This window comes from Mesorhizobium sp. LNHC221B00 (assembly GCF_000502935.1).
Taxonomy (GTDB): Bacteria; Pseudomonadota; Alphaproteobacteria; order Rhizobiales; family Rhizobiaceae; genus Mesorhizobium; species Mesorhizobium opportunistum.
The window spans coordinates 1-22,679 of sequence record NZ_AYWR01000043.1 but is presented as its reverse complement, the minus strand read 5'-3'; the positions used below and the strand labels follow the sequence as shown (position 1 = coordinate 22,679).

Sequence of the window (22,679 nt, the reverse complement as noted above, 5' to 3'; positions counted from 1 at the left end):
CTGCGGGCCGCCGGTCGTCCGGCGCGCCCGCGCAGGGCCAGCCGCGCAAGCGGCGGTGCGGCCCGTGAGCGGAAAAGTTATGCCGCCTTCTTCTTCGGCTGGATCAGGCCGCGCTCGACCAGCAGCTCGGCGATCTGCACCGCGTTGAGCGCCGCGCCCTTGCGCAGATTGTCGGAGACGATCCACATCGACAGGCCGTTGTCGACGGTCGAATCCTCGCGGATGCGCGAGATGAAGGTGGCGTCTTCGCCGGCCGATTCCAGCGGCGTGATGTAGCCGCCATCCTCGCGCTTGTCCAAGACCTGGCAGCCGGGAGCATCGCGCAGGATATCGCGCGCCTCGTCGGCGGTGATCGGCTTCTCGAACTCGATGTTGACCGCTTCCGAATGGCCGATGAATACCGGCACGCGCACGCAGGTCGCGGTCAGCTTGATCTTGGGGTCGAGCATCTTCTTGGTCTCGGCCACCATCTTCCACTCTTCCTTGGTGAAGCCGTCGTCGAGGAAGACATCGATATGCGGGATGACGTTGAAGGCGATGCGCTTGGTGAACTTCTTGACGTCGACCTGGTCGGCGACGAACACCGCGCGCGTCTGCGTGAACAGCTCGTCCATGCCTTCCTTGCCGGCGCCGGAAACCGATTGATAGGTAGCGACGACGACGCGCTTGATGGTGGCGGCATCGTGCAGCGGCTTCAGCGCCACGACCAGCTGTGCCGTCGAGCAGTTCGGGTTGGCGATGATGTTCTTGCGCGTGAACAGCGAGATCGCGTCCGGGTTCACTTCCGGCACGATCAGCGGCACGTCCTGGTCGTAGCGGAAGGCCGACGAGTTATCGATGACCACGCAGCCCTGCTTGCCGATCTTCGGCGACCATTCCTTGGAGACGTTGCCGCCGGCCGACATGATGCAGATGTCGGTGTCGGAAAAATCATACTGGTCGAGCGTCCTGACCTTCAGCGTGCGGTCGCCGAACGACACTTCCGTGCCCTGGCTGCGCCGCGAGGCGAGCGCCACGACTTCGCTTACCGGAAAGCCGCGCTCTTCCAGTATGTTGAGCATTTCCCGACCCACATTGCCCGTGGCGCCGACGACTGCAACCTTGAAACTCATCGAAATCTCCTGTCCCTCTCCGCTTGGTTTTTTGGAGAAAACCCGCCGGCCAATGCGGGTTCCGTCCCCCGGGCCGAACCCGGGAGAGGGTGGTTAGGCCAAGGGAATCACACCGTTTTGGTGATGGTTTTGGCCATGGTTTTGCTGGAACGGACGGACGCGTCTGAGCGCCCAGCCCAATGCCTTACATTGTGGCTGGGGGCGTCGAATGCAAGAAGAGCCGTCAGAAGGCCGCGCATCGAAAACAATCCCGTTCAAAGCCGGCTTTTACGCGGTTTGGTAAAAGAGTCAATTGCGTGTGCTGCTCTGCCTTCTCCCCTTGTGGGAGAAGGTGGATCAGCGCGACAGCGCCGAGACGGATGAGGGGTGCTCCAGCGGAGTGAGGCGTTGGTGTTCCCTGGAGCACCCCTCATCCGTCGCCTTCGGCGACACCTTCTCCACAAGGGGAGAAGGAAGGCCGGTGCCGCTTGCCCTGTACAAGAGCGGCGGCAGGAAGTACGAACGGGCAAGATTGTTTGGCTGGCGATGCCGGCCCCGGCTCGTGCTCCCATGATGAGCGCAGAACCTCGAATTCCGAAAGAGTAAGATGTCCAACTTCGAAGCACTTGTTCCCGCGCTGGCAAAGGCGCTGGAAAAACGCGGCTATTCCGACTTGACCCCGGTGCAGAAGGCGGTCCTGGAGCTCGGCCAGGCCGATGCGCTGGTCTCGGCGCAGACCGGATCCGGCAAGACCGTCGCCTTCGGCCTTGCCATGGCGCCGACGCTGCTCGACGGTGCGGAACGCTTTGCCCCAGCCACAGCGCCATTGGCGCTGGCGGTGGCGCCAACGCGCGAACTGGCGCTGCAGGTGACGCGCGAACTCGAATGGCTCTACGAGCTGACCGGCGCCACGGTGGCATCCTGCGTCGGCGGCATGGACATGCGTACCGAGCGGCGCGCGCTGGAGCGCGGCGCCCACATCGTCGTCGGCACGCCCGGCCGGCTGCGCGACCACATAACCCGAAACTCGCTCGACATGTCGGCGCTGAAAGCCGTCGTGCTCGACGAGGCCGACGAGATGCTCGATCTCGGTTTTCGCGAGGATCTCGAATTCATCCTCGACGCAGCACCCGCCGAGCGCCGCACGCTGATGTTCTCGGCCACCGTGCCGCGCTCGATCGCCACGCTCGCCCAGGGCTATCAGCGCGATGCCGTGCGCATCTCGGCCGCCGGCGAGGAAAAACAGCATCTCGACATCGAATACCGGGCGCTCAGCGTCGCCCCGGCTGACCGCGAGAACGCCATCATCAACGTGCTGCGTTTTTATGAGGCGAAGAACGCGCTGGTGTTCTGCAACACGCGTGCCGCCGTCAATCATCTCACCGCCCGCTTCAACAACCGCAACTTTTCGGTCGTGGCGCTGTCCGGCGAGCTCAGCCAGAACGAGCGCAGCCATGCGCTGCAGGCGATGCGCGACGGCCGTGCCAAGGTGTGCATCGCCACCGACGTCGCGGCGCGCGGCATCGACCTGCCCAATCTCGAACTGGTCATCCACGCCGACCTGCCGACCAACCCGGAAACGCTGCTGCACCGCAGCGGCCGCACCGGGCGCGCCGGGCGCAAGGGCGTCAGCGCGCTGATCGTGCCCAACAGCGCCCGCCGGCGCACCGAACGCCTGCTGCAGAGCGCCAAGCTGACCGCGACATGGGCAAGCCCGCCATCGGCCGACGACGTGATCCGGCGCGACGACGAGCGCATCCTTGCCGATCCGGTCTTCGACGAGCCGGTCAAGGACGACGAGCGCGCCTTCATCGACGCGCTTCTGAGCCAGCATGGCGCCGAGCAGGTGGCCGCCGCCTTCGTGCGCCAGTGCCGCGCCAGCCGCTCCGCGCCCGAGGATCTCATGGATGTCGCGCCGTTCACGCCCTCGCGTGAAAGACCGGCGGGCGAAGGTTTCGCGCGCCGCGACGAGGCACCCAGCCGGCGCGACGATTTCGGCGCCAGCGTCTGGTTTTCGCTGTCGATCGGACGCCGGCAGAATGCCGAGCCGCGCTGGCTGATCCCGATGCTGTGCCGCACCGGCAGCATCTCGAAGCGCGAGATCGGCGCCATCAAGATGCAGCCGGAAGAAACCTTCGTGCAGATCGCCGCCGACTGGGCCGATCGTTTCCTGACGGCGATCGGTCCCGACCGCAAACTCCAGGGCAACATCGTGGTCAAGCGGCTGGACGGCACGCCGGACCTGTCGCGGGCCGGCTACCAGCCGCCAAGCCCCGACAAGAAACCGCATCGCGGCAAGGCGCCGTTCGACCCCAACGCACCGAAGCACAAGTTCGAGAAACGTGCCCCGGCAGCCGAACGCCCCGCCGCCGCGCATGAGGCAAAGCCGTGGGCGAAGAAGCCGGGCAAGCCGAAATTCGACAATGCCGGCCCGCCGAAGCACAAGAAGGCGAAGAAGCGGCCAGTTTGAGCATGATGGCGAAAAGTGTGAAACGGGTTCCCGTCCGCAATCGCATCAAAGCCAAGAGATAGAGTGGGTTGCCGTTTCCGTGAAACGGTGAACTGCACTCGCGCTGTCGATCATTTGGATGTCGCCGCCTTGTGCTGCCGCGATGGCATCCATCATGCGGCCTCCGCCTTTCAGCAGCGCACAAAGCGATTGTGGCTGATCGTGCCCGGGCCGTCGCGCGCTGGCAGATCGCGCCATGGTGTCCAGGCCCCTGTTGATCCATGCCAAAATCGCAAGATCGGTCGAGCGCGACATATCCGGAAAGGCCTAGTTGGTGTCGCCACGGAGGAAGAGCGTTGAAGGCAGCACTTGAAAACTACCAAGCCCGAATGCAGCGGGTGCTGGACCACATCGACCAGCATCTGGATGACGATCTGGGCCTGGAGGCGTTGAGCGGTGTCGCGGCGTTCTCGAAATACCATTTCCATCGGCAGTTCACGTCCACCTTCGGGTTGTCCGTGCATCGCTATGTCCAGCTCGCCCGCATGAAGCGCGCTTCATACAGGCTTGCCGAAAGTGACACCCAAAGCGTCACCGATATCGCGATGGATGCCGGCTACGACGCGCCGGATGCCTTCGCACGCGCCTTTCGGCAACGGTTCGGACAATCGCCCTCGTCGTTCCGGAAATCTCCCGACTGGGGGTCGTGGCTTATGGCCTTCGGGCCCCTCGAAAAAGCAAGGAACACGCTCATGCAGATAATCTTTGATCACACCGACGTGACGATCCGCGATGTGCCCCCGACGCCGGTGGCGATCATGGAGCATCGCGGAGACCGGGCGACGCTCCAGGACACCATCCAGCGGTTCATCGCCTGGCGTAAGGCCGCGGGCTTGTCGCCCGAGACAAGCCCGACCTTCAACGTCTTTCGTTCCGAAAGGGAACCTGCGGTTCCGGCTGACTACAGCATGGACATCTGTGCCGGGACCGACCAACCGATCGAGGCGAATGACGCGCAGATGAAGGCTGGCGTGATCCCTGGCGGACGCTGTGCGGTGCTGCGCTACCCCGGCAATACCAACAATCTCGAACCCGCAGCACTTTACCTTTATCGTGAGTGGCTTCCTGCCAGCGGCGAGGAAGCACGCGACTTTCCAATCTATTGTCAACGACATCTGTCCCACTTCCCGGAGGGGCCGCTACGCGAAGTGGTCGTTGAACTCTTTCTGCCTCTGAAATAGCTCGGCAGGGCAAGCGGCCTGTCCCTTCCGACGGCAAGAAACGGACAGGCCGCTGTCACTCCCATCTCGGCCATTCCGCATTATGAGTTCACGATCTGGATCATTTGCTGGCGTTCTTCATTCAAGCGCATGTTTTGCTTGACCACCTGGCTGTCGATTGTCACCGGGCGGCCGTCTTCATCGAAACATGTCTTGAAATCGAAGGCAAAAGGGCTGGCCTTGTGGTCGTGAAGAAATTCGTGTCGGACCACGGCTTCCGTCCAGGTGGGCGTATAATCCCGCTCGACCCACCACAGCACATAGGGCGGCCAGGCGGGTTTGAGAAACCATTCTCGTCCGTGCCTCATCGCCTCCCTATGAATTCCGGCATAGGAGAATGCCATCGGCGATGCCAGGTCTTTCCACAGCGACAACGTCGATGGCGACCAACCGTCTCCACGTTCACTATAGAAGCGCGGAAAGACCTGCACGCCCCAGCTTTCGGGGCCGGGCTCTTCATCATAGCCCGATCTGGCGATGAATCCCACGCTCGTTTCGGCGATCAGAAAATTGCGATCGTTGCGGTCATGAAAGCCCTGGTTCACGGGATCACTGGCTGGAGCACGGAATATGCCGAAAGTGTACAGGGCAAGTCTTTTGCTCTTCATTTTACCTCCGCCAAACAGCCATGTTGCACTCGTTTTTCTCCATTGTTCCAGGCCAGTAACGGATCGAAACCGGCCGGTTCGGTCAGGCGTTCGAAGCCCGGGAGACCGACGCATGCAGGCCGGCCTTGATGGCGGCCCAGCTTGCCGATGCAGGCGTCGGGCGGTGCTGCTTGGCGATGCGCTCGGCCAGCGACGAGCGCCAGGCGTGGTCCTCCGTCATCCTGCAGATAGCCGCATACCAGCCGGCTTGGTCATTGGAATCGATCGCCGGCATCAGCCCGCCGGTCGCTTCGATCAGCGACGGCGCCGTCGACACGATGACCGGGACGCCGAAATCGAGACATTCCGAAGCGCCGTAGCCCCAGCCTTCGATATGCGAGGGAAAAACGCCAAAGGTGGCGCTGCGATAATATTGGATGAGCTGCTCGTCGCTGACCAGCCCGGTGAAGGTGATCGACCGGAGCAGTTCGGGATGCGCCTTGAGAAAGGCGCGCAGCGGCTCGATCATCCAGCCCCAGCGCCCGGCGCAGACAAGCCTTGGCAGCTTCACCCCTTCTTCCAGCGCCTGCTGCCAGATCCGCGCCAGCAGGATGTGGTTCTTGCGCACTTCGATGGTCGAGCAGTAGATCACGAATGGCTCGCCGGTCTCGATGCGCGACGTCGCGCCCATGCGCGATGCCGTCTCGTGCAGGATCGAGGGCATCGGGAACCGGTACACGACCGGCGCGGCGATGCCGGCCTTGCGCATGTGGTCGGTCAGCGTGACGCCGACTTCGTTGGAGGCACAGAACGCCGGCGCGCCCAAGCGCACGAGGTGTTCGATATAAGACCCGAAGCGGCGTTCACCAGTGCCCGCTCCAAGCAAATCGGGACGCAACGCCGGGATGATATCGTGGCAGAGGAAGGCAAGCTTGCCGGCGTCGCCGGAGACGGCGGACCGGTCTTCCTGGGTCAGGATATGATGGCTGATCAGCACGAGGCCGCGTTCAACCTCGACCGGCAGGGGTGGAATCTGCTGGCTTAGGCGGACCTTGGTCCGCCGGTAGAGACGATAGGCGCGGATAAGCAGCCGGGTCGCCTGATAGACGATCCCCTTACGGCCATTGGTCACCGTCTTGGCCAGATGGCGATCCGTCTCGCGCTTGCCCGATGGATATTGCCTCACGGCCTCGAAGGCCTGCGAAAGCGCAGCGCGCCTTCCTGGCCACCGTGTGACATGAGGCGGTGAAATCTCGCCTGCCGCGACATGGTCCTGTTCATAGGGTGCGAGCGGTCCGAACCGGCCGTCCCCGGACCTGAACGCGACCACCTCCACGCAAGGGTCAGGATCCGCCAGCGCCGCGTTGACGAGAAAGCTTTCCACCCGCGGGATGCCGGCCAGCCCCTTGCCGGGTGGCCAGAGCATCAAGCCGGTGGCGTCGATCGCCAATACAGAGGGGGCAGGCCTCTCGGCCTCGCCGGCTTGCGTCGCGACACTGGCATCAGGGCACTCGGCTGTCATTGTCTGCTTTGGGCGAGGATGGCTGCTTCTGACGCCTTATGCTTCATTTGCCGCTGATATGGTAGCCATGGCGCATGGCTTGCCCATGGGCGCGGCCCCATGCGACACCTTGGCAGGGACATTGGCGACAGGGGTGGCGCATGCGCGGCGAAGTTCTTCACTATGACGAGGACCAGGGCTTCGGCTTCATCACCGGAGCCGACGGTAACCGCTACACCTTCACCCGCGAGAACCTGCGCCGGCAAACCGCAATGACCAAGGGGACGGTGGTCGAGTTCCAACCGGGCGGCGGCCAGGCGCGCGATGTTTTTTCGATCGCCGCTGCGAGCCCGGTTGCCGACGCCGCTTTGAGCGCCGCACCGGCTCAAGCTGGTGCGGCACCCGCAGCCGCCCCATCGCAGGCACGGCATTTCGGCCGCTCCTCCGAGCCGGCCGAACCCAGCGACCTCTGGGGTTATTTCTGGCGGGGCGTGACCCAGAACTACTTCAATTTTGCCGGCCGCGCCCGCCGCAAGGAATATTGGGGCTATTGCCTGTTTTGGACGGTTTGCCTGCTGATCATCGGCGGCATCGGCATCTTCGCCGATATCGAAATGGGCAATTTCGACAGCTCCGAGATGCCCGCGATGACGATCGGGCTTTTAGGCATGTTCCTGCTGGCCACCTTTCTGCCTAGCCTCGGCATGATCGTGCGCCGCCTGCACGACCTCGGCCTGACCGGCTGGCTCTGCCTGCTGATCCTCATCCCGACCTTCGGCAGCCTGATCATCCTGGTCTTCGCCCTGATCCCGACGCAGGGGCGCGAAAACCAGTGGGGACCGGTGCCGGCGGGCGTCAGGGTTTGATCTTCTTCAAGGCGGCGCCAGACAATCTGAGGAAGATCTTCTGGCCGTGGCGCTCAGCGCCAAGCCGGTCGTAGAAACGCAGCGCACCCTCGTTCCAGTCCTCGGTGGTCAGGTCGATGCGGCCGATGCCTTCGCGCATGCAATGGCCGGCGAGAAAGCCGATCAGCGCTCGGCCGACACCGCCGCCCCGGGTTCCGTCCAGCACGAACAGATCCTTGAGGAACAGCAGCCGCTCGAGATCGATACCCGGATGCGCGATCGCCACCGACGCCAGCCCGCCGACCTCTCCGTCGACGAAGGCGAGCGCGAAGTGCGGATAGGCCGGGCTTTCCTCGCCAAGCCATTTGCGCGCCGCCGACAGGGCCCGGTCCGGGTCGAGCGGCGATTGCTTATAGTGCACCGCCATCGCACACAGCATGGGGGCAAGTGCGCTGGCGTCGCCAGTCGTCGCCCAACGGACGGCGACCGCCATGGTGGATCAGCCCAGGAATTTGGCGATAATCGCGTCGCCCATCTCGACCGTCCCAACCTCGGTCATGCCGGGCGAGAAGATATCCTTTGTGCGCAGGCCCTGGTCGAGCACGGCGGCGATCGCGCCTTCCAGCCTGTCGGCTTCATCGACCATGCCGAAGGAATAGCGCAGGCACATGGCGAAGGAAGCGATCATGGCGATCGGGTTGGCGATGCCCTTGCCGGCAATGTCCGGCGCCGAGCCATGCACCGGCTCGTAGAGCGCCTTGCGCTTCTTGGTCTTGGCGTCGGGCGCACCGAGTGAGGCCGACGGCAGCATGCCGATCGAGCCAGTCAGCATGGCGGCGATGTCGGACAGCATGTCGCCGAACAGATTGTCGGTGACGATGACGTCGAACTGCTTGGGCCAGCGCACCAGCTGCATGCCGCCGGCATCGGCCAGCATGTGGTCGAGCTTGACGTCGGAATATCTAGCCTTGTGCGTCTGGGTGACAACCTCGTTCCACAGCACGCCCGACTTCATGACGTTGCGCTTTTCCATCGAGGTAACGTGGTTCTTGCGCGTCCGTGCCAGCTCGAAGGCGACGCCCGAAATGCGTTCGATCTCGAACGTGTCGTAGACCTGGGTGTCGATGCCGCGCTTCTGGCCGTTGCCAAGGTCGATGATCTGCTTGGGCTCGCCGAAATAGACGCCGCCGGTCAATTCGCGCACGATCAGGATGTCGAGGCCTTCGACCACCTCCTGCTTCAGCGAGGAGGAAGCGGCCAGCGCCGGATAGCAGATGGCCGGGCGCAGGTTGGCGAACAGCTCCATGTCCTTGCGCAGCCGCAGCAGGCCGGCTTCGGGGCGCGCCTCGTAGGGCACGGCATCCCATTTCGGCCCGCCGACGGCGCCGAACAGCACCGCATCCGCCGCCATAGCCTTTGCCATGTCGGCATCCGAAATCGCGGCACCATGCGCATCATAGGCGCAGCCGCCGACCAGGCCTTCGTCGGTGGCGAAGTCGCTGCCGAGCTTTTCATTCATGGCCGCGATCAGTTTCTTGACCTCGGCCATGGCCTCGGGGCCGATGCCGTCACCGGGGAGCAGGAAAAGATGCTTCGTTGCCATGAAAACCGTCCCAGAAAGATTTGAACCGGCGCTTTGCTAAACGCCAAGCGCTTGCGACGCAAGGGGACGAGCGCCGAGATCCTTCACGCCCCCTCTGCCTTGGCGGAACGGTGAGACCGCTAATCTCCCCCCTTGAGGGGGAGATGTCCGGCAGGACAGAGGGGGGCGCTGTCCCGCCAGCGTCTCGCAATTCCCAGCGCCTGAGCTTCATCGATGCGAGAGAATATTCACCAGCCGGCCGAAGGGATCACGCACATAAGAAACGGCGCACGCCCCAGGGCTCGTCGGCCGGCCCGTATTCGATGGCAAAGCCTGCCGTCTTCATGCCTTCGAGCGCCGCCTCGACATCGTCGACCTCGATCGAGAGATCCGGCACCGGCGTGCCGGAGCCGCCTTGCGCCATGAAGGAGACCTGCACCTGCATCTCCGCCTCGGAACCATAAGTGGCGATCCAGCCAAGGTCCATCAGGACGTCGAGGCCAAGCACGTCCTGATAGAAGCGCTTCGCCGCCGCGATGTCTTGCGTGGCGATATTGGCGACCATGCGCCGGACCTTCATGGCTGGGCCTCAACGTCCCTAGGCGGAGCGCCGCAGCGCCGTCACCTCGATTTCGATCTTCATTTCCGGCTTGTTGAGCTGGCAGACGATCATCGTCGCCGCCGGCCGGATGTCGCCGAACGTCTCGCCCAGGATCGGGAACACCACGTCCACGAACGCCTGGTCGGTGATGTAGTAGTGCGCCCGCACCACATCGGCCATGGCAAAACCGCCATCCTCCAGCGCCTTGCCGATCGTCGCCAGGCAATTGCGCGTCTGCGCCTCGACCGTCTCCGGCATCGTCATGGTCGCATAGTCGTAGCCGGTCGTGCCGGACACGAAGCACCAGTCGCCCTGCACCACCGCGCGCGAATAGCCGGCGGTCTTTTCGAACGGCGAACCGGTGGTGATGAGTTTGCGCATGGAAGGCCTCGCGGATGTTAGTGGCATTTTGCAGGGAAAGGGCTGGGCTGACCATGGGCCAAAGCGGTTGATGTCGGCGGGACAGCGCCCCCCTCTGCCTTGCCAGGCATCTCCCCCTCAAGGGGGGAGATTGTAGTCGTCCCGGCTTTCGCCAATTATTGCAGGAACGAGCGGAGCGCCGAAACAGCCAATCTCCCCCCTTGAGGGGGAGATGTCCGGCAGGACAGAGGGGGGCGCGAAGGATCGCGGCCTCACAGCAGGAGCCCGTTCTAATTCGCTTCGCCCAGCGCCTTGTCCAGCGCCGCCTTCACATCGGCCGGCCAGGTCTTCGCGTCAGGCCAGGTGTTCGGCTGGCCATTGTCGCCGCGGCGGGCGAAGTAGAGCTTGTGCTGGGCCGGGTCGACGGCCATGAAGCCGTCATTGCCGCCGCAATCATGCGGCACGCAGCCGCTGGCGTAGAAGGCGCCGGACGCGGTCTTTTCCGTGCCGCCGCCGACCAGCAGGCTGGTCGCCATGTCGGGCATGTCCTTGCCGAGCAGCGTCTCGGCTTGCTTGTAGACGGCCTCGTTGTGGAAGGCGTCGATGATGTTCTGGTACTTTTCCGGATCGATGTCTTTCCAGTCGGTGCCGGGCTCAGGCATGTAGGTCAGATTGCCCGAAATCGTCAGCCCGTCCGTCGGTGACCATTGCAAAGCCGGCTTCTGATCGCCCGGCAACAGATAGGGCACGAAATAGATGGCGTTGTCCGACACCGCCGAGGGCGGCGCGCCGCACTCGTCCTGTTCGACCGTCGTGCTCTGGATGGTATCGCCTTCCGGCTTCCAGACGATCACCGTCGCCGGCCCGCACTGATTGCCGCCATCGCCGACATCGAACAGCGCCACCTTGACGCCGCCGACCTCGACTATTCTGTCGAAGAAGACGTCGTAGTTGCTGGCCAGCTGCTTGCCGTCATAGGCCAGCACCTTCTCGCCATCTTGCTCCGGCTGAGTGATGGTCAACTGGCCGCCCTCGAAGGGTATCGGGCCCTGGTTGTCATCGTCGGCAGCATCGGCGGCGCCCGTTCCCGTCCCCTGGTCGGTGGCCGGCTTTTCGGCCGACGGCGCCGGTTGCGCGGCCGGTGTCTCAGTCTGGGCAAACGCGCTCGCGGCGGGCATCAGCAACAAGGCCAGTCCGCAAACGCCGGCGAGAGCAATTCCCCTGGGAATTGCGTCGAAACAAGGAGGCAGAGCGGTTCGGCGTTTCCGGGAAACGGGGAACCGCTCGAGAAGCGAACGTGTCATGGCTGTCCCTCCCTTCAGTCGCCGCGAACCCGGCCTGAACGAGCCGGGCCTATCCTTCCGCGTCGCTCAGGCCCAGGGACGCTGCTCGGCGTTCTTCTTCTCGAACGAGGCGATGGCGCCGGCCTTCTCCATGGTCAGGCCGATATCGTCGAGGCCGTTCAAGAGGCAGTGCCGCTTGAAATCGTCGAGGTCGAAGGTGACGACGCCGCCGTCCGGGCCACGGATTTCCTTGGCTTGGAGATCGACCGACAGCGTGGCGTTGGAGCCGCGCGAGGCATCGTCCATCAGCTTCTCGAGATCCTCGGGGCTGACGGTGATCGGCAGCACGCCGTTCTTGAAGCAGTTGTTGTAGAAGATGTCGGCGAACGAGGTCGAGATGACGCAACGGATGCCGAAATCGAGCAGCGCCCACGGCGCGTGCTCGCGCGACGAGCCGCAGCCGAAATTGTCGCCGGCGACCAGGATCTGCGCCTTGCGGTAGGCCGGCTTGTTGAGCACGAAATCCGGGTTTTCCGAGCCGTCGTCCTTGTAGCGCATTTCGGCGAACAGGCCGGTGCCAAGCCCTGTGCGCTTGATCGTCTTGAGATAATCCTTCGGAATGATCATGTCGGTGTCGACATTGACGATCGGCATCGGCGCCGCGACGCCGGTGAGCTTGGTGAATTTTTCCATGGCTTTGGCCCGTTTTTTCGTTGCGGGGGGAATTTGCTGAGGCACGGTTTACACAAAGCCGCGGGCAAATAAAAGGCAATCGTTTATATGAGGAAGCCACACGCCGGCCGCGCAAAAAACAGCTTCGAATTGGCCGCCCGATGATGCAGTCTGGCGGACATGGCTCAAAACCCCCTCGTCCTGTACGCGCGCGAAGCAGCGCTCGACATCGCCGAATTCCGCCGTGTGCTGGTGGAATCCGGCCTCGGCGAGACGCGGCCCGTCGATGACGACGCGCGCCTGCAGGCGATGCTTTCAGGCGCCAACCCGGTGCTGACCGCTCGTCTCGACGTGGAGGGCAAGCCGCTGATCGGCGTCGTCAGGGCCGTCACCGATTTCTCCTGGGTCTGTTACATATCGGAGCTCGCCGTCTCCCGATCGGCGCAGGGTCTCGGCATCGGCAAGGGCCTGATGGACGAGGCACGGCGGCAGCTCGGCCCCTCCGTCGCCATCAGCCTGATTTCGATGCCCGACGCCGTCGGCTTCTACGAGCGCATCGGCATGAAGCGCATGCCCGATGCCTTCTGGTTCGGCCGGAGGGGCTGACTTTTTCTCCAGTGGCTACTGGCTGGCAGGGCTACAGAATTAAAAAACGCTGCGCAGCGGTCCTTCGCGCGCCCCTCCTGGTCTGCCGGCGTCAAATCACGTTCAATTCCCGGAACGCCCTTCCTTCCGCAACCCGGCCATAGCCGAACGCCGCGCAATCCACCGTCCGGTAACTGCCATGCACGATGAGTTCAGCCAGCGCCTTGCCGACCGCCGGCGCCTGCTGCAGCCCGTGACCCGAAAACCCATTGGCGAAGATGAAATTCCCAACCTCGGGATGCGGGCCGATCACCGCGTTCTGGTCGAGCGTGTTGTAGTCGTAGTGGCCGGCCCAGGCGCGGGTCGCCTTGATCGCCTCGAAGGCCGGAATGCGGGTCGCCAGCACCGGCCAGATCACCTCTTCGAACAGCGGCCAGTCGACCNTTGATCGCCTCGAAGGCCGGAATGCGGGTCGCCAGCACCGGCCAGATCACCTCTTCGAACAGCGGCCAGTCGACCTCGAAATCGCCGGGCGCGGCCGGGCCGTCGCCCTCTTCGGGTTCGGCGCCGCCGGTGAGGTAGACCGAGCCTTCCGGGCGCACATAAATGCCGGAGGGGTCGACCAGCAGCGGCATGTCGGCATATTTCTCGCGCGCCTCGAAAACGAAGACGTTGCGCTTGCGCGGCTCGACCGGCAGCTCGAGCCGCGCAAAAGCCGCGACCTTGCCGGCATTCGGCCCGGCGGCGTTGACGACGATGCCGGCTTCCAGCGCCTGGCCATTGTCGAGGCTGACGCCGGTGATGCGGTTGCCATCGCGCGCAATGCCGGTGACATCGGCGGTGATGAAATCGATCTTCTTGTCGCGCAGCGCCCTGCGGAACAGCGTCAGCATCGCATGCGCGTCGAACCAACCTTCGCCGGTGCGGCCATAGGCGCCGGCGGAAATGCCTTCGGTCGACAGCCAGGCGAAGCGCCGCGTGAGCTGCTCGGCGTCCTCCAACACGATGTCGGCGCCCTCGGCGATCTGCGCCTCGTGATTGGCCTTCAGGATCGGCAGCCCGGCTTCTCCGGCAAGGATGAGGTAGCCGCCCTCGCGGAAACCGATGTCGGCATCGGTGCCGAACTCTTCCTTCAGCCGCCGGAACAGTTTCAGCGTGAACTGCGACAGCCGGATGTTTTCCGGAATGGAGAATTGCTGGCGGATCGAGGCCATGGACAGCGTCGTTGCCGCGTGCGCGAATTGCGGATCGCGCTCGATCAGCGCGATCGAGCCGGAAAACCCTTCCTCGCGCAGGTAATAGGCGATGGAGGACCCGACGATGGCCCCGCCGATGATGACGATGTCGTAGCGCACGCTTTATGCCTCTCCAAGCCTAGAGCATGATCCCGAAAAGTGGCCGCCGGTTTTCGGAAAGATCATGCTCACTCTCTTACTACCGGCAGAATGATCTCGAAGCGCGTGCCGGGCTCGCTGTCAACCAGCCGGATCATGCCATCATGCGCTTTCAGGAGGGCCAGCACGATGCCGAGGCCCATGCCGGTGCCGCCGGTAGAGCGCCGCGTGGTGAAGAACGGTTCGAAGATGCGTGCCCGGTTGCTCGGCGAAATGCCGGCGCCGTCATCCCCGACCAGCACCGTCGCCTTGCCGCCGGCGCTTGCGGCGACGATCGAAACCTGCGTCGCGCCGTGCCGGGCCGAATTATCGATGAGATTGCCCAGCACGATCGCCGCGTTCTCCGCCGACATGCGCAGGGCCAGATCGCCGCCGGCCTCGACGCGAACTGCCAGCCTGGTGTCGACCGGGAGCAGGGCAAGCGCTGCACCGATCGAGGTGCTTTGGCCGCTGGGCGCGAGATTTTCCGCCCGTGCCAGGTCGAGCAGCTTCCGCACCAGCAGGTTGAGCCGACCGGCATCGGTGACGATATTGTCGGAAAAGCGCCGGCGCTCGGCATCGTCCATCGCCGAGCCGGAATCGCGCAGCAGCTCGGCCGCGCCCTGGATCGCCGTCAGCGGCGATTTGAGCTCGTGCGAGACATGGGTGGCGAAAGTCTGGATCGAGTCCGATCGCGCCTGCAGTTTTTCGGCCATGTCGAGGAAGGCGGCGGAAAGCTCGGCCATCTCGTATGTGCCGTGGTGGTCGAGCGGCCGGATCGCATTGCGGTCACCCGCGGCAATGCGCTCGGTGCGGTCGATCAGCGCATAGATCGGCCGGCTGACGGTGCGCAGGAAGACCAGGCCGATGAGCAGCGTGCCGCCGAGGATGGCGATCGCCGCCAGGGTCACCTTGCCGCGCTCGCCATAGAGATGCTTGACGATGTTGTTGGGCGTCCGCGACACATAGACCACGCCGGCGACCTTGCCGTCGACGGCCACCGGCAAAGCGACGAAGACACGCACCCTGGTGCCGCGACTGACCGAATAGAGCGGCGGCGTCGGCTGGTCGGGAATGCGCAGCCGGAGCGCGCTGGCATAGCGGCCACCAAGCGCGGCGCGCACCTCCTCGACCTCGCCGAGCGACTGCCCGACCTCGCCGCGCCCGACAATGACGACGCCCCGGGGGTCGAGCAGCCGGAAACCGGCCAGCGTGGTTTTCTGCGTGGCGTCGAGAATGCCGGACAGGCGCGTTCCGATCGCGGCGAAGGCGGGATCGGCGATTGCGGGCGTCGCCGCCGGCCGGGTCGGAAGCACATAATCCGAGGCGAGATCGAGGCGCGGCTCGATCGGCCGGTAGGGGCCGTCGGGATTGGTGCTTCGGCTTGAGATCCCATTTGTCCCAGGTGTCGGCGCGCCAAGCTTTTCCGGCGCGATGCCGGCGTCGCGAACGTCCTGCGCGTAGATGGCGGCGATGGCCGCGCCTTGCGCGATCAGTTCCGCCTCGGTCTGGCGGATCAGCTGGTTCTCGTAGAGGCGGAAGAAGAACAGGCCGACCAGCGGCAGCGCCATCACCATGACCAGGATAGCGACGACGACGGTGGCAAGCCGTGGCCGCCATTTGCGGCCGATCCATTTGCGCGAACTGGTCAGCCGCATCGGCCGAGCCGGAAGCCGACGCCGTGCACCGTCTCGATGGCATCAAGGCAACCCGCCGCCGCCAGCTTGGCGCGGATGTTGCGGATATGGCTGTCGACGGTGCGATCGGCGACATGGACCTTGCCGGCATAGGCATTGGCCATCACCGCGTCGCGGTCGAGCACATGCGCCGGCCGCGCCAGAAACCTTTTCAGGATCGAGAATTCTATACCCGTCAGCGACAGCGGCTTGCCATCGAAGGCGGCGCCGTGGCTGGCCGGCACCAGAATAAGCTTGCCATGCGCGAACTGCCTGTCGTCGGCCGGTTCGGGCGCCATCGGCCGGGCGCGCCGCAGAATGACGTTGACGCGGGCGACCAGCTCGCGCGGGGAAAACGGCTTCGTTACATAATCGTCGCCGCCCATTTCGAGACCGAGGATGCGGTCGATCTCCTCGTCTCGCGCCGACAGGAACAGCACCGGCACATCGGATGTGTGCCTGAGCCGCCGGCAGACCTCCAGCCCGTCCATCTCCGGCATGCCGATGTCGAGCACGACCAGGTCAGGTGTGTGCCGTTCGATCGCCTGCAGGGCGGCCGCGCCGTCGGAAACGGCAGCCGTCTTCATGCCGGCCTTTTCCAGGGCGAAGCAAATCACCTCGCGGATATGCGGGTCATCGTCGGCGACGAGGATGTGATGCGGCATGGATCAGCGGTCCGGCGCGGTAGGTTGCGAGGGCTGAGGAAGCACGAGCGACCCCTTGCTGTCGAGATCGCGCAGCAGGCGCCAGTCTCGAAAGCTCCAGGCCCGCCAGTTGTTCTGGACGCTGCGATACCAGCTTTCGTCGCTGTCGCGCACACGCTCCAGCTCGCGGACAGCGCCGGCGGCAGGCGTCTTGTCCTGGTGATCGAAGAACCGGTCGAGCGCCGGAAACGCGCCCGGGCCGAGCGAGCGCAGATACCAGGCGTCGAGGGGAATGCCCTGGCCGGTCATTTCAAGGGAATGGTCGACATTGTAATTGGCGATCGTTGCCGCGAAGTTGATAAAGCAACAGCCATAAAGCGCCAGGGATAACGTCAGAAGATTGGCGGAGAATAGCCATTCGTTGGATTTTCGCAGGGCGATGCGGGCGATGATCAGCGCAAGGCCCGCCGCCACCAGCCCTATCCACATGAAAGCCCCGATACGCCAGTAGGTCAGCGCATAGATGCCGACATAGAGATCGAGCCGCAGGATCGACGAGATCACCAGCATGATGTTCTGCGCCACCCAGGCATAGACCAGCCGGCGAACGACCGGATCGGCAGAAGTTTCGCTGCCGGGCCGCAGCGCTGCGAGGACAAAGCCGGCGGCAAGCAGCGCGGTGGCAACAAGCGGATAGGCGCCGCGATGCGCATAGGCGGCGTAGCTTAAGCCGTCGGGAAGGACGACCCCGCCCCACAGATAGGTGACGTCAAGCCCGGTCTGCAGCGCGAACAGCACGTTGAAGACGATCAGCGCGCGCAGGATGGCCGCCTTGCCGAAAACGATATCCTCAATGACGTGAACTTGCGGATTGGTCGCCGGCTGAGCAGCCGGGACATGGTTTGGCCGGGAAGCGCGCTGACGAAATCGCGGCAGGCGTGGCCGCAAAAAGGCCCAGACGCCGGCGAGCACGAACAGCCAGAAGGCAACGCGCGCCAGATGGATGAGATCGAGCAGCTTCAGAAGGTCGATCAGCGACAGCCAGTAGCCGATGACCGGATTGGCGGCGCCGAACAGCGCCAGGAAGAAGGCGCCCAGCGTCAACGGCATCACCCAGACGGCGATCGCCGCCAGCCGGACGCGGCGCCGGCCGAACCGGCGCGCTGTCCTGCGCCAGCGGATGAAATCGCCAACGAACCGAAACGGCGCCACGAGCCAAAACAGGGCGATCTGCCGGGCAATGCGGGTGGGACCGTGCCGCAGGCGCCCGCTCAGCGAAAGCGCGAACACGACAAGGGCCGCAAGCGCGATCGAGACGGACAAGGCGCTGGCATTTTCGGCGAGCGGCAGCAGGGCGACCAGCAGGGCGGCGGGCTTCAACCAGACCCTGCTATCGCTGAAGGCCGCGGGATGCACGGCCACGACCGCCGCGGCGATCAGGATGGCGAACAGCAAAACCGTGATGCCGACCGGCTGGCCGTAGAACAGGAAATCCGCCAGCACGACCAGCAGCACGGCTATGCCGAAGCGGCTGCAATAGCTTGGTGCCGCTGTGAAAAACGATATCATGAACCGACCTTCCTGGCTGCTTCTGGCCTGGCAGCTTCTGGTCTGATCGCATCCGGCCGCATTGGCGGCGGGCTCTTGCGGACAAAGGGAATGAGCATGGCGGTGGGATCCGCGCGCGGCGGATCGGCCAGCCACCAGCATTCACTGCGCAACCGGTAGGGCAGACGGGGGCTTGCTCGCTTTTGCATGCCGCCTGTCTCGCAGGCCGGCAGGGAAACCGTGCGGCGGATGCAAGGAGGTTTCCCGCAGTCGCGTGCAGTTTTCGTGCAGGGACGAGGAGGGCGACTTCTACCTCCCCCTTGTGGGGAGGTCGGACCGCAGGTCCGGGTGGGGGTCAGTGCCGCACCCCCACCCCGCTGCTTCGCAGCGACCCTCCCCACAAGGGGAGGGTGAAACGCCAGCCCCTGCTTGCTTGCCTCCACCAACCACACGCGGCATAGATCGGGGCATGACCGAAACCTACCATCCGCGCCGTTCGGTGCTCTACGTCCCGGCCTCCAACGACAAGGCGTTGGCCAAGATCGCGCAGCTTTCGTGCGATGCCGTCATCATCGACCTGGAGGATGCCTCGTCGCCGGCCGACAAGATCGCCGCGCGCGGGAAGTTGGCGAAGATCTTCGCCGATGCCGATCGCCGCTGCGAGATGATCGTCCGCATCAATGCGCTGTCCAGCGAATGGGGCGCCGATGACCTGCTGGCCGCCGCAAGCTGCGATCCCGACGGCATCCTGTTGCCCAAGGTCGATACGCCGCGCGACCTGCTCGAGGCCGGCGATATGCTCGACGACAATTTTGCCCCCGATAGCGTAAAATTATGGGCGATGATCGAGACGCCCAAGGCGCTGCTCAACATCGGCGCGATCGCCGAACTTGGCCGCGATCCGGCCTCGCGCCTTGATTGTTTCGTTGCCGGAACGAATGACCTGGTCAAGGACACCGGCGTGCTGGCGACGCCGGACCGCCGCTACCTCGTGCCTTGGCTGATGCAGATGGTGCTGGCCGCGCGCGCCGGCGGCCTCGACATGCTCGACGGCGTCGCCAATGATTTTCGCGACCTCGACGCTTTCGCCCGCGAATGCACGGAAGCGGCCGCCATGGGGTTCGACGGCAAGACCCTCATCCACCCGGCCCAGATCGAAGCCGCCAACCGCGCCTTCGTGCCAACAGCGCAAGCGGTGGCCGAGGCGCGCGCGGTGAAGGACGCCTTCTCGCTTGCCGAAAATGCCGGCAAGGCCGTGATCGCGCTGAATGGCAGGATGGTCGAGCGGCTGCACCTGACGCAGGCTGAAAAACTGCTGGCGAAGGCAGCCGCCATCGCCGCATGATATCGGCCCTATGCTCGCGGGCTATGAATATTCACGACAGGACTGGAAAATGAAACTGTATCGCTTTCTGACGGCCCCCGACGATGCCAGCTTCTGCCACAAGGTGACGGCGGCGCTGAACAAGGGCTGGCACCTGTTCGGCTCGCCGACCTACGCCTATGACAAGAAGGCCAAGACCATGCGCTGCGGCCAGGTCGTGGTGAAGGACGTCGAGGGCCAGGAATATGGGCCGGATACCAAGCTCAGCGACTGGTAGGCTCGATCAAAGACAGCATCAGGCAGCCTCGGCGATTTCAAGACGCACGGTAAGCCCGGCCAGCGCGGCAAGGTTGATCAAGGTGTCCAGACTGAAATTGGCGATCCTGCCCCGCAGGAGGTCGTTGAGGCGCGGTTGGGTAATCCCGAGCCGGTTGGCCGCTTCGGCCTGGGTAACGTCCCAACTGCGCACCCGCTGTTCAATCGCGATCAGCAAATTGGAACGCATGGTCATGTTGGCGGCCTCGGCTGGAGTATTTTCCAGCGCGTCCCACACGTTCTCGAAACTCTGGCGTTCCATCGTCATACCTCCACTAGATTTGCTTGAACCGCGATACGGCAAGATCCAGATCTCGTTTCGCCGTTTGTTGCGTCTTCTTCTGGAAGGCGTGCAGCACATAGATAGCGTCACCTGTGCTCGCGACATAAAGCACCCGGAACGCGCCGGCATCGTCACGGACGCGGATCTCCCGCACGCCGGGGCCTACTGTCGTCATCGGCTTCCAGTCGCTTGGCTCAAACCCGAGCTGAACCTTATGCAACTGGACACCCGTTTCCTTGCGCGCCGCTTCTGGAAAATCCCGGAGCTGCGCAAGGGAATCTCCAAGAAACTCTAGTCGCTTCACCGGCATGCGAATCTTATATCAAAACTTGTATAATTTACAAGGCGATGACGCCACGTGATCGGCTCTCGGCCTGCTCCGACGCAGGCTGTGTTGAGATTCAGGTCAGGCCGAGTCGAAAATGGTGGTGCCCGAGAACCGGAGCGGAGCGTACTTTTGGGTACGTGAGCACCGGAAGCGCAGGGGATCACCATTTGCAGGCCGGCCTCACCTGAATATCGGCACAGCCTACTCGGCAGCCTCTTCGATCCGCTCCATATCGTCGTCCGACAGGCCGAAATGGTGGCCGATCTCGTGGATCAGCACGTGGGTGATGATGTCGCCCAGCGTTTCCTCGTTTTCGGCCCAGTAGTCGAGCATGGCGCGGCGATAGAGCGTGATGCGGTTCGGGCCTTCGCCGGTCTGCGGGTTCCAGCGTTCGGCGATGCCGCGTCCCTCGAACAGGCCGAGCAGGTCGAACGGTGTTTCCAGCGACAAATCGTCCATGATCTCGTCGGTCGGGAATTCGGCGATCTGGATGACGATCTCGCCGGTCAGCTTGCGAAACTCCTCCGGCAGATGGGCGTAGGCCTCCAGCGCCAGGAACTCCAACTCCTCCATCGAGGGCGCAAGTTCACCGTGCCAGGTGCGGGTTTTGTAGATGCGAGCCATGCTTTGTCCTTTGATCCCGGCATATAGGCTTTCGCACCGGAATCGGCAAACGGTGCGGCCGGTACACCCCGCTTGCAGACAGTCAGGAATAAATTCCTTGTGACTCTGCTTGACTCTTCGGACCGCCTCTGGAATCTATTAGAACATAACGGGAACAATTGTGAGTGGAAGCTGACCGTCATGGCGATGACCGCCGTGGCGCGGGAGACTGTTTTTGCCCTGCGCCGCCAGATTGCGAAGATCGAGGGAACGCTGCCCGAGCGCCTGCAGGCGCCGGCCGCCGCGCCCCTTGGTGCTGGCGCCAGCCCCGATCTTGCCTCTAGCATTGATCTCGCACCCAATGCCGATCCCACCTCCAGCCTTGATCTCACGATCATCCGCCGCGGCCTTGCCGCGGCGGCGCCGGATGCCTTCCTGCCAATCGGCGTCGACCGCCTCGATGCTGCCCTGAGCGGCGGCCTGCCGAAAGCCGCGCTCAGCGAAATCCATGGCCTGGAAACCCGCGATGCCGGGGCCGTCGCCGGTTTCGCCCTGTCGCTCACCAGCCTGATCCTCAAGCAGGCCCGGGGGCTGCCCATCTTATGGATCGGCACCACTGAAATCTTCCGCGAGGCCGGCTTTCCCTATGCCAGGGGGCTGCATGCCTCGTTCGGCATCGAGCCGGAGCAATTGCTATTTTCCGAGGCGCCCAGGCTTGTCGATGCGCTGTGGGTCGCCGAGGAGGCCGCCAGGATGACGGCGCTCGCTGCTGTCATCCTGGAAATCCGCGGCAATCCACAGCGGCTGGACCTGACCGCGACGCGCCGGCTGCATGCGCGGGCGATGAGTGCCGGCCGACCGGTGTTCCTGCTGCGGCAGGCAGCCGGGCCCGAGCCAACGGCGGCGCCCGTCCGCCTCATCGTCGCGTCGGCGCCGGCGGTACCGCGCGCCACGGTCGCCGGGCCGCTCGCCGGTTCGATCGGCCGTCCGGCCTTCACCATCACCATCGGCAAGAGCCGCACGGCCCTGCCTGGACAATTCACACTGGAGTGGAACCCCGATGAACGCGGATTCGATGAAAGAGCGGGCGACGAAAGAAGGCGCGAAAGAGACCGGGCAAAGGATCCTGTCCCTGTGGTTCCCCTATCTGGCGGTGGAAAGAATCCTGCGCCAGCGTCTGGGGCGGTCCTGGCGTTCCCGGCCTTCGGATCACCTGACGCCATCTCACCCGCCGCTCGTGATCAGCCACCGCCAAGGGAACGCACAGCGTATCTCGGCCCTCGACGAGCGGGCTGAGGCGCTGCACCTGAAACGCGACCTGGGCATTGCCGACGCGCGCGCCATGTACCCGTCGATCGACATCGTCGAGGCCGATCCCGAGGCCGACCGGCGCCTGCTCGAAGGCCTTGCCGACTGGTGCGACCGCTACACCCCGCTGGTGGCGATCGACGGCACCGATGGGCTGTTTCTCGACGTCACTGGCTGCACCCACCTGTTCGGCGGCGAACGCGCCATGCTGGACGACATCCTGTCGCGCTTCCTTCATCAGGGTTTTGCCGTCCGTGCCGGGCTTGCCGCGACACCGGGCGCGGCCTGGGCGGCGGCGCGCTTCTGCGGCGACCGCATCGTCGTGTCAGGCGAGGAGGAGGCCCTGCTCGCGCCCTTGCCGCTGGCGGCACTGCGCATAGCGCCGGAAACCCGCACCAGCCTGGAAAGCGTCGGCCTGCGCACGGCGGGTGCCCTCATGGC

At 64.3% G+C, this 22,679-nt stretch carries 22 protein-coding genes and 3 pseudogenes; 8 read left to right on the top strand and 17 right to left on the bottom strand.

From position 1 onward, the window contains the following. Positions 1-77 precede the first annotated feature (77 nt). The gene (locus X741_RS137415) at positions 78-1,112 is read right to left on the bottom strand and encodes an aspartate-semialdehyde dehydrogenase (protein WP_013892196.1); all 1,035 of its coding nucleotides are present in this window, start codon (positions 1,110-1,112) and stop codon (positions 78-80) included. Between the two features lie 586 nt (positions 1,113-1,698). Here X741_RS137415 and X741_RS137420 point away from each other — a divergent pair. Further along, a complete protein-coding gene (locus X741_RS137420) occupies positions 1,699-3,561 on the top strand; it encodes a DEAD/DEAH box helicase (protein ID WP_023780815.1) in 1,863 nt (620 codons plus the stop codon). A gap of 96 nt (positions 3,562-3,657) precedes the next feature. Here the strand turns inward: X741_RS137420 and X741_RS1000000171300 are convergent. Beyond that, positions 3,658-3,815: pseudogene (locus tag X741_RS1000000171300) on the bottom strand (IS5/IS1182 family transposase); the annotation flags it as partial. Positions 3,816-3,896: 81 nt separating this feature from the next. Between X741_RS1000000171300 and X741_RS137430 the strand changes: the two are divergent. Next, a complete protein-coding gene (locus tag X741_RS137430) occupies positions 3,897-4,781 on the top strand; it encodes an AraC family transcriptional regulator (protein ID WP_031250732.1) in 885 nt (294 codons plus the stop codon). A gap of 80 nt (positions 4,782-4,861) precedes the next feature. On the opposite strand, the gene X741_RS137435 is transcribed toward X741_RS137430, so the two are convergent. Beyond that, positions 4,862-5,428 (bottom strand): DUF3291 domain-containing protein, encoded by a 567-nt coding sequence (locus X741_RS137435; RefSeq protein WP_031250730.1) that lies wholly within the window; start codon positions 5,426-5,428, stop codon positions 4,862-4,864. 82 nt (positions 5,429-5,510) lie between these two features. Further along, a complete protein-coding gene (locus X741_RS137440; RefSeq protein WP_031250729.1) occupies positions 5,511-6,929 on the bottom strand; it encodes a glycosyltransferase in 1,419 nt (472 codons plus the stop codon). Between the two features lie 140 nt (positions 6,930-7,069). Here X741_RS137440 and X741_RS137445 point away from each other — a divergent pair, with 140 nt between their 5' ends. After that, positions 7,070-7,774, top strand: coding sequence for a DUF805 domain-containing protein (locus tag X741_RS137445; protein ID WP_023780810.1), 705 nt, complete (start codon positions 7,070-7,072; stop codon positions 7,772-7,774). Here X741_RS137445 and X741_RS137450 read toward each other — a convergent pair. The 6 genes and pseudogenes from X741_RS137450 to leuD all read right to left on the bottom strand — a co-directional run bounded on the left by X741_RS137450 (position 7,764) and on the right by leuD (position 12,272). Then, positions 7,764-8,246: a GNAT family N-acetyltransferase gene (locus tag X741_RS137450; protein WP_023780809.1), complete on the bottom strand. Its 483-nt coding sequence runs from the start codon at positions 8,244-8,246 to the stop codon at positions 7,764-7,766. The genes X741_RS137445 and X741_RS137450 overlap by 11 nt on opposite strands. A gap of 6 nt (positions 8,247-8,252) precedes the next feature. Beyond that, positions 8,253-9,356, bottom strand: coding sequence for a 3-isopropylmalate dehydrogenase (gene leuB, locus X741_RS137455; protein WP_023780808.1), 1,104 nt, complete (start codon positions 9,354-9,356; stop codon positions 8,253-8,255). Positions 9,357-9,563: 207 nt separating this feature from the next. Further along, a pseudogene (locus X741_RS01040) lies at positions 9,564-9,915 on the bottom strand (VOC family protein). An 18-nt stretch (positions 9,916-9,933) separates the two neighbouring features. After that, positions 9,934-10,317, bottom strand: a complete 384-nt coding sequence (locus tag X741_RS137460; protein WP_023780806.1) for a RidA family protein — start codon at positions 10,315-10,317, stop codon at positions 9,934-9,936. A gap of 269 nt (positions 10,318-10,586) precedes the next feature. Continuing rightward, positions 10,587-11,525, bottom strand: coding sequence for a hypothetical protein (locus X741_RS137465; protein ID WP_031250728.1), 939 nt, complete (start codon positions 11,523-11,525; stop codon positions 10,587-10,589). Between the two features lie 141 nt (positions 11,526-11,666). Continuing rightward, positions 11,667-12,272: a 3-isopropylmalate dehydratase small subunit gene (leuD, locus tag X741_RS137470; protein WP_023780804.1), complete on the bottom strand. Its 606-nt coding sequence runs from the start codon at positions 12,270-12,272 to the stop codon at positions 11,667-11,669. 159 nt (positions 12,273-12,431) lie between these two features. Between leuD and X741_RS137475 the strand changes: the two genes are divergently transcribed. Continuing rightward, a complete protein-coding gene (locus X741_RS137475) occupies positions 12,432-12,857 on the top strand; it encodes a GNAT family N-acetyltransferase (RefSeq protein WP_023780803.1) in 426 nt (141 codons plus the stop codon). 91 nt (positions 12,858-12,948) lie between these two features. Here X741_RS137475 and X741_RS01065 read toward each other — a convergent pair. The 4 genes and pseudogenes from X741_RS01065 to X741_RS137490 all read right to left on the bottom strand — a co-directional run bounded on the left by X741_RS01065 (position 12,949) and on the right by X741_RS137490 (position 18,098). After that, positions 12,949-14,191 (bottom strand): annotated as a pseudogene (locus X741_RS01065) (FAD-binding oxidoreductase). A 68-nt stretch (positions 14,192-14,259) separates the two neighbouring features. Next, complete coding sequence (locus tag X741_RS137480) at positions 14,260-15,867, bottom strand: ATP-binding protein (RefSeq protein ID WP_023780801.1); 1,608 nt, start codon at positions 15,865-15,867, stop codon at positions 14,260-14,262. Then, positions 15,858-16,550 (bottom strand): response regulator transcription factor, encoded by a 693-nt coding sequence (locus X741_RS137485; protein WP_023780800.1) that lies wholly within the window; start codon positions 16,548-16,550, stop codon positions 15,858-15,860. Before X741_RS137485 ends, X741_RS137480 begins: the two co-directional genes overlap by 10 nt. Positions 16,551-16,553: 3 nt before the next feature. Continuing rightward, on the bottom strand, positions 16,554-18,098 hold the full coding sequence (locus X741_RS137490) for a DUF4173 domain-containing protein (RefSeq protein ID WP_023780799.1): 1,545 nt from the start codon (positions 18,096-18,098) through the stop codon (positions 16,554-16,556). 448 nt (positions 18,099-18,546) lie between these two features. Here X741_RS137490 and X741_RS137495 point away from each other — a divergent pair, with 448 nt between their 5' ends. Continuing rightward, on the top strand, positions 18,547-19,422 hold the full coding sequence (locus X741_RS137495; protein WP_023780798.1) for a CoA ester lyase: 876 nt from the start codon (positions 18,547-18,549) through the stop codon (positions 19,420-19,422). A 49-nt stretch (positions 19,423-19,471) separates the two neighbouring features. Next, positions 19,472-19,678 carry a DUF1737 domain-containing protein gene (locus X741_RS137500; RefSeq protein ID WP_031250725.1) on the top strand — a complete coding sequence of 69 codons (207 nt, stop codon included), beginning with the start codon at positions 19,472-19,474 and terminating at the stop codon, positions 19,676-19,678. A gap of 18 nt (positions 19,679-19,696) precedes the next feature. Here the strand turns inward: X741_RS137500 and X741_RS137505 are convergent, their stop codons facing one another. The 3 genes from X741_RS137505 to X741_RS137515 form a co-directional block, all read right to left on the bottom strand. After that, positions 19,697-19,978 (bottom strand): XRE family transcriptional regulator, encoded by a 282-nt coding sequence (locus X741_RS137505; RefSeq protein WP_013892172.1) that lies wholly within the window; start codon positions 19,976-19,978, stop codon positions 19,697-19,699. Positions 19,979-19,991: 13 nt separating this feature from the next. Next, positions 19,992-20,303 (bottom strand): type II toxin-antitoxin system RelE/ParE family toxin, encoded by a 312-nt coding sequence (locus tag X741_RS137510; protein WP_031250724.1) that lies wholly within the window; start codon positions 20,301-20,303, stop codon positions 19,992-19,994. 225 nt (positions 20,304-20,528) lie between these two features. After that, entirely contained in the window at positions 20,529-20,951 is a 423-nt protein-coding gene (locus tag X741_RS137515) for a metallopeptidase family protein (RefSeq protein WP_013892171.1), read from the bottom strand. A gap of 180 nt (positions 20,952-21,131) precedes the next feature. On the opposite strand from X741_RS137515, the gene X741_RS1000000171295 reads away from it, so the two are divergent. Next, on the top strand, positions 21,132-22,226 hold the full coding sequence (locus X741_RS1000000171295; RefSeq protein ID WP_023780794.1) for a RecA protein-like protein: 1,095 nt from the start codon (positions 21,132-21,134) through the stop codon (positions 22,224-22,226). Next, on the top strand, positions 22,168-22,679 hold a 512-nt coding region (locus X741_RS01000000167320; RefSeq protein ID WP_245272810.1), incomplete at its 3' end, for a DNA polymerase Y family protein. The genes X741_RS1000000171295 and X741_RS01000000167320, both read left to right, overlap by 59 nt.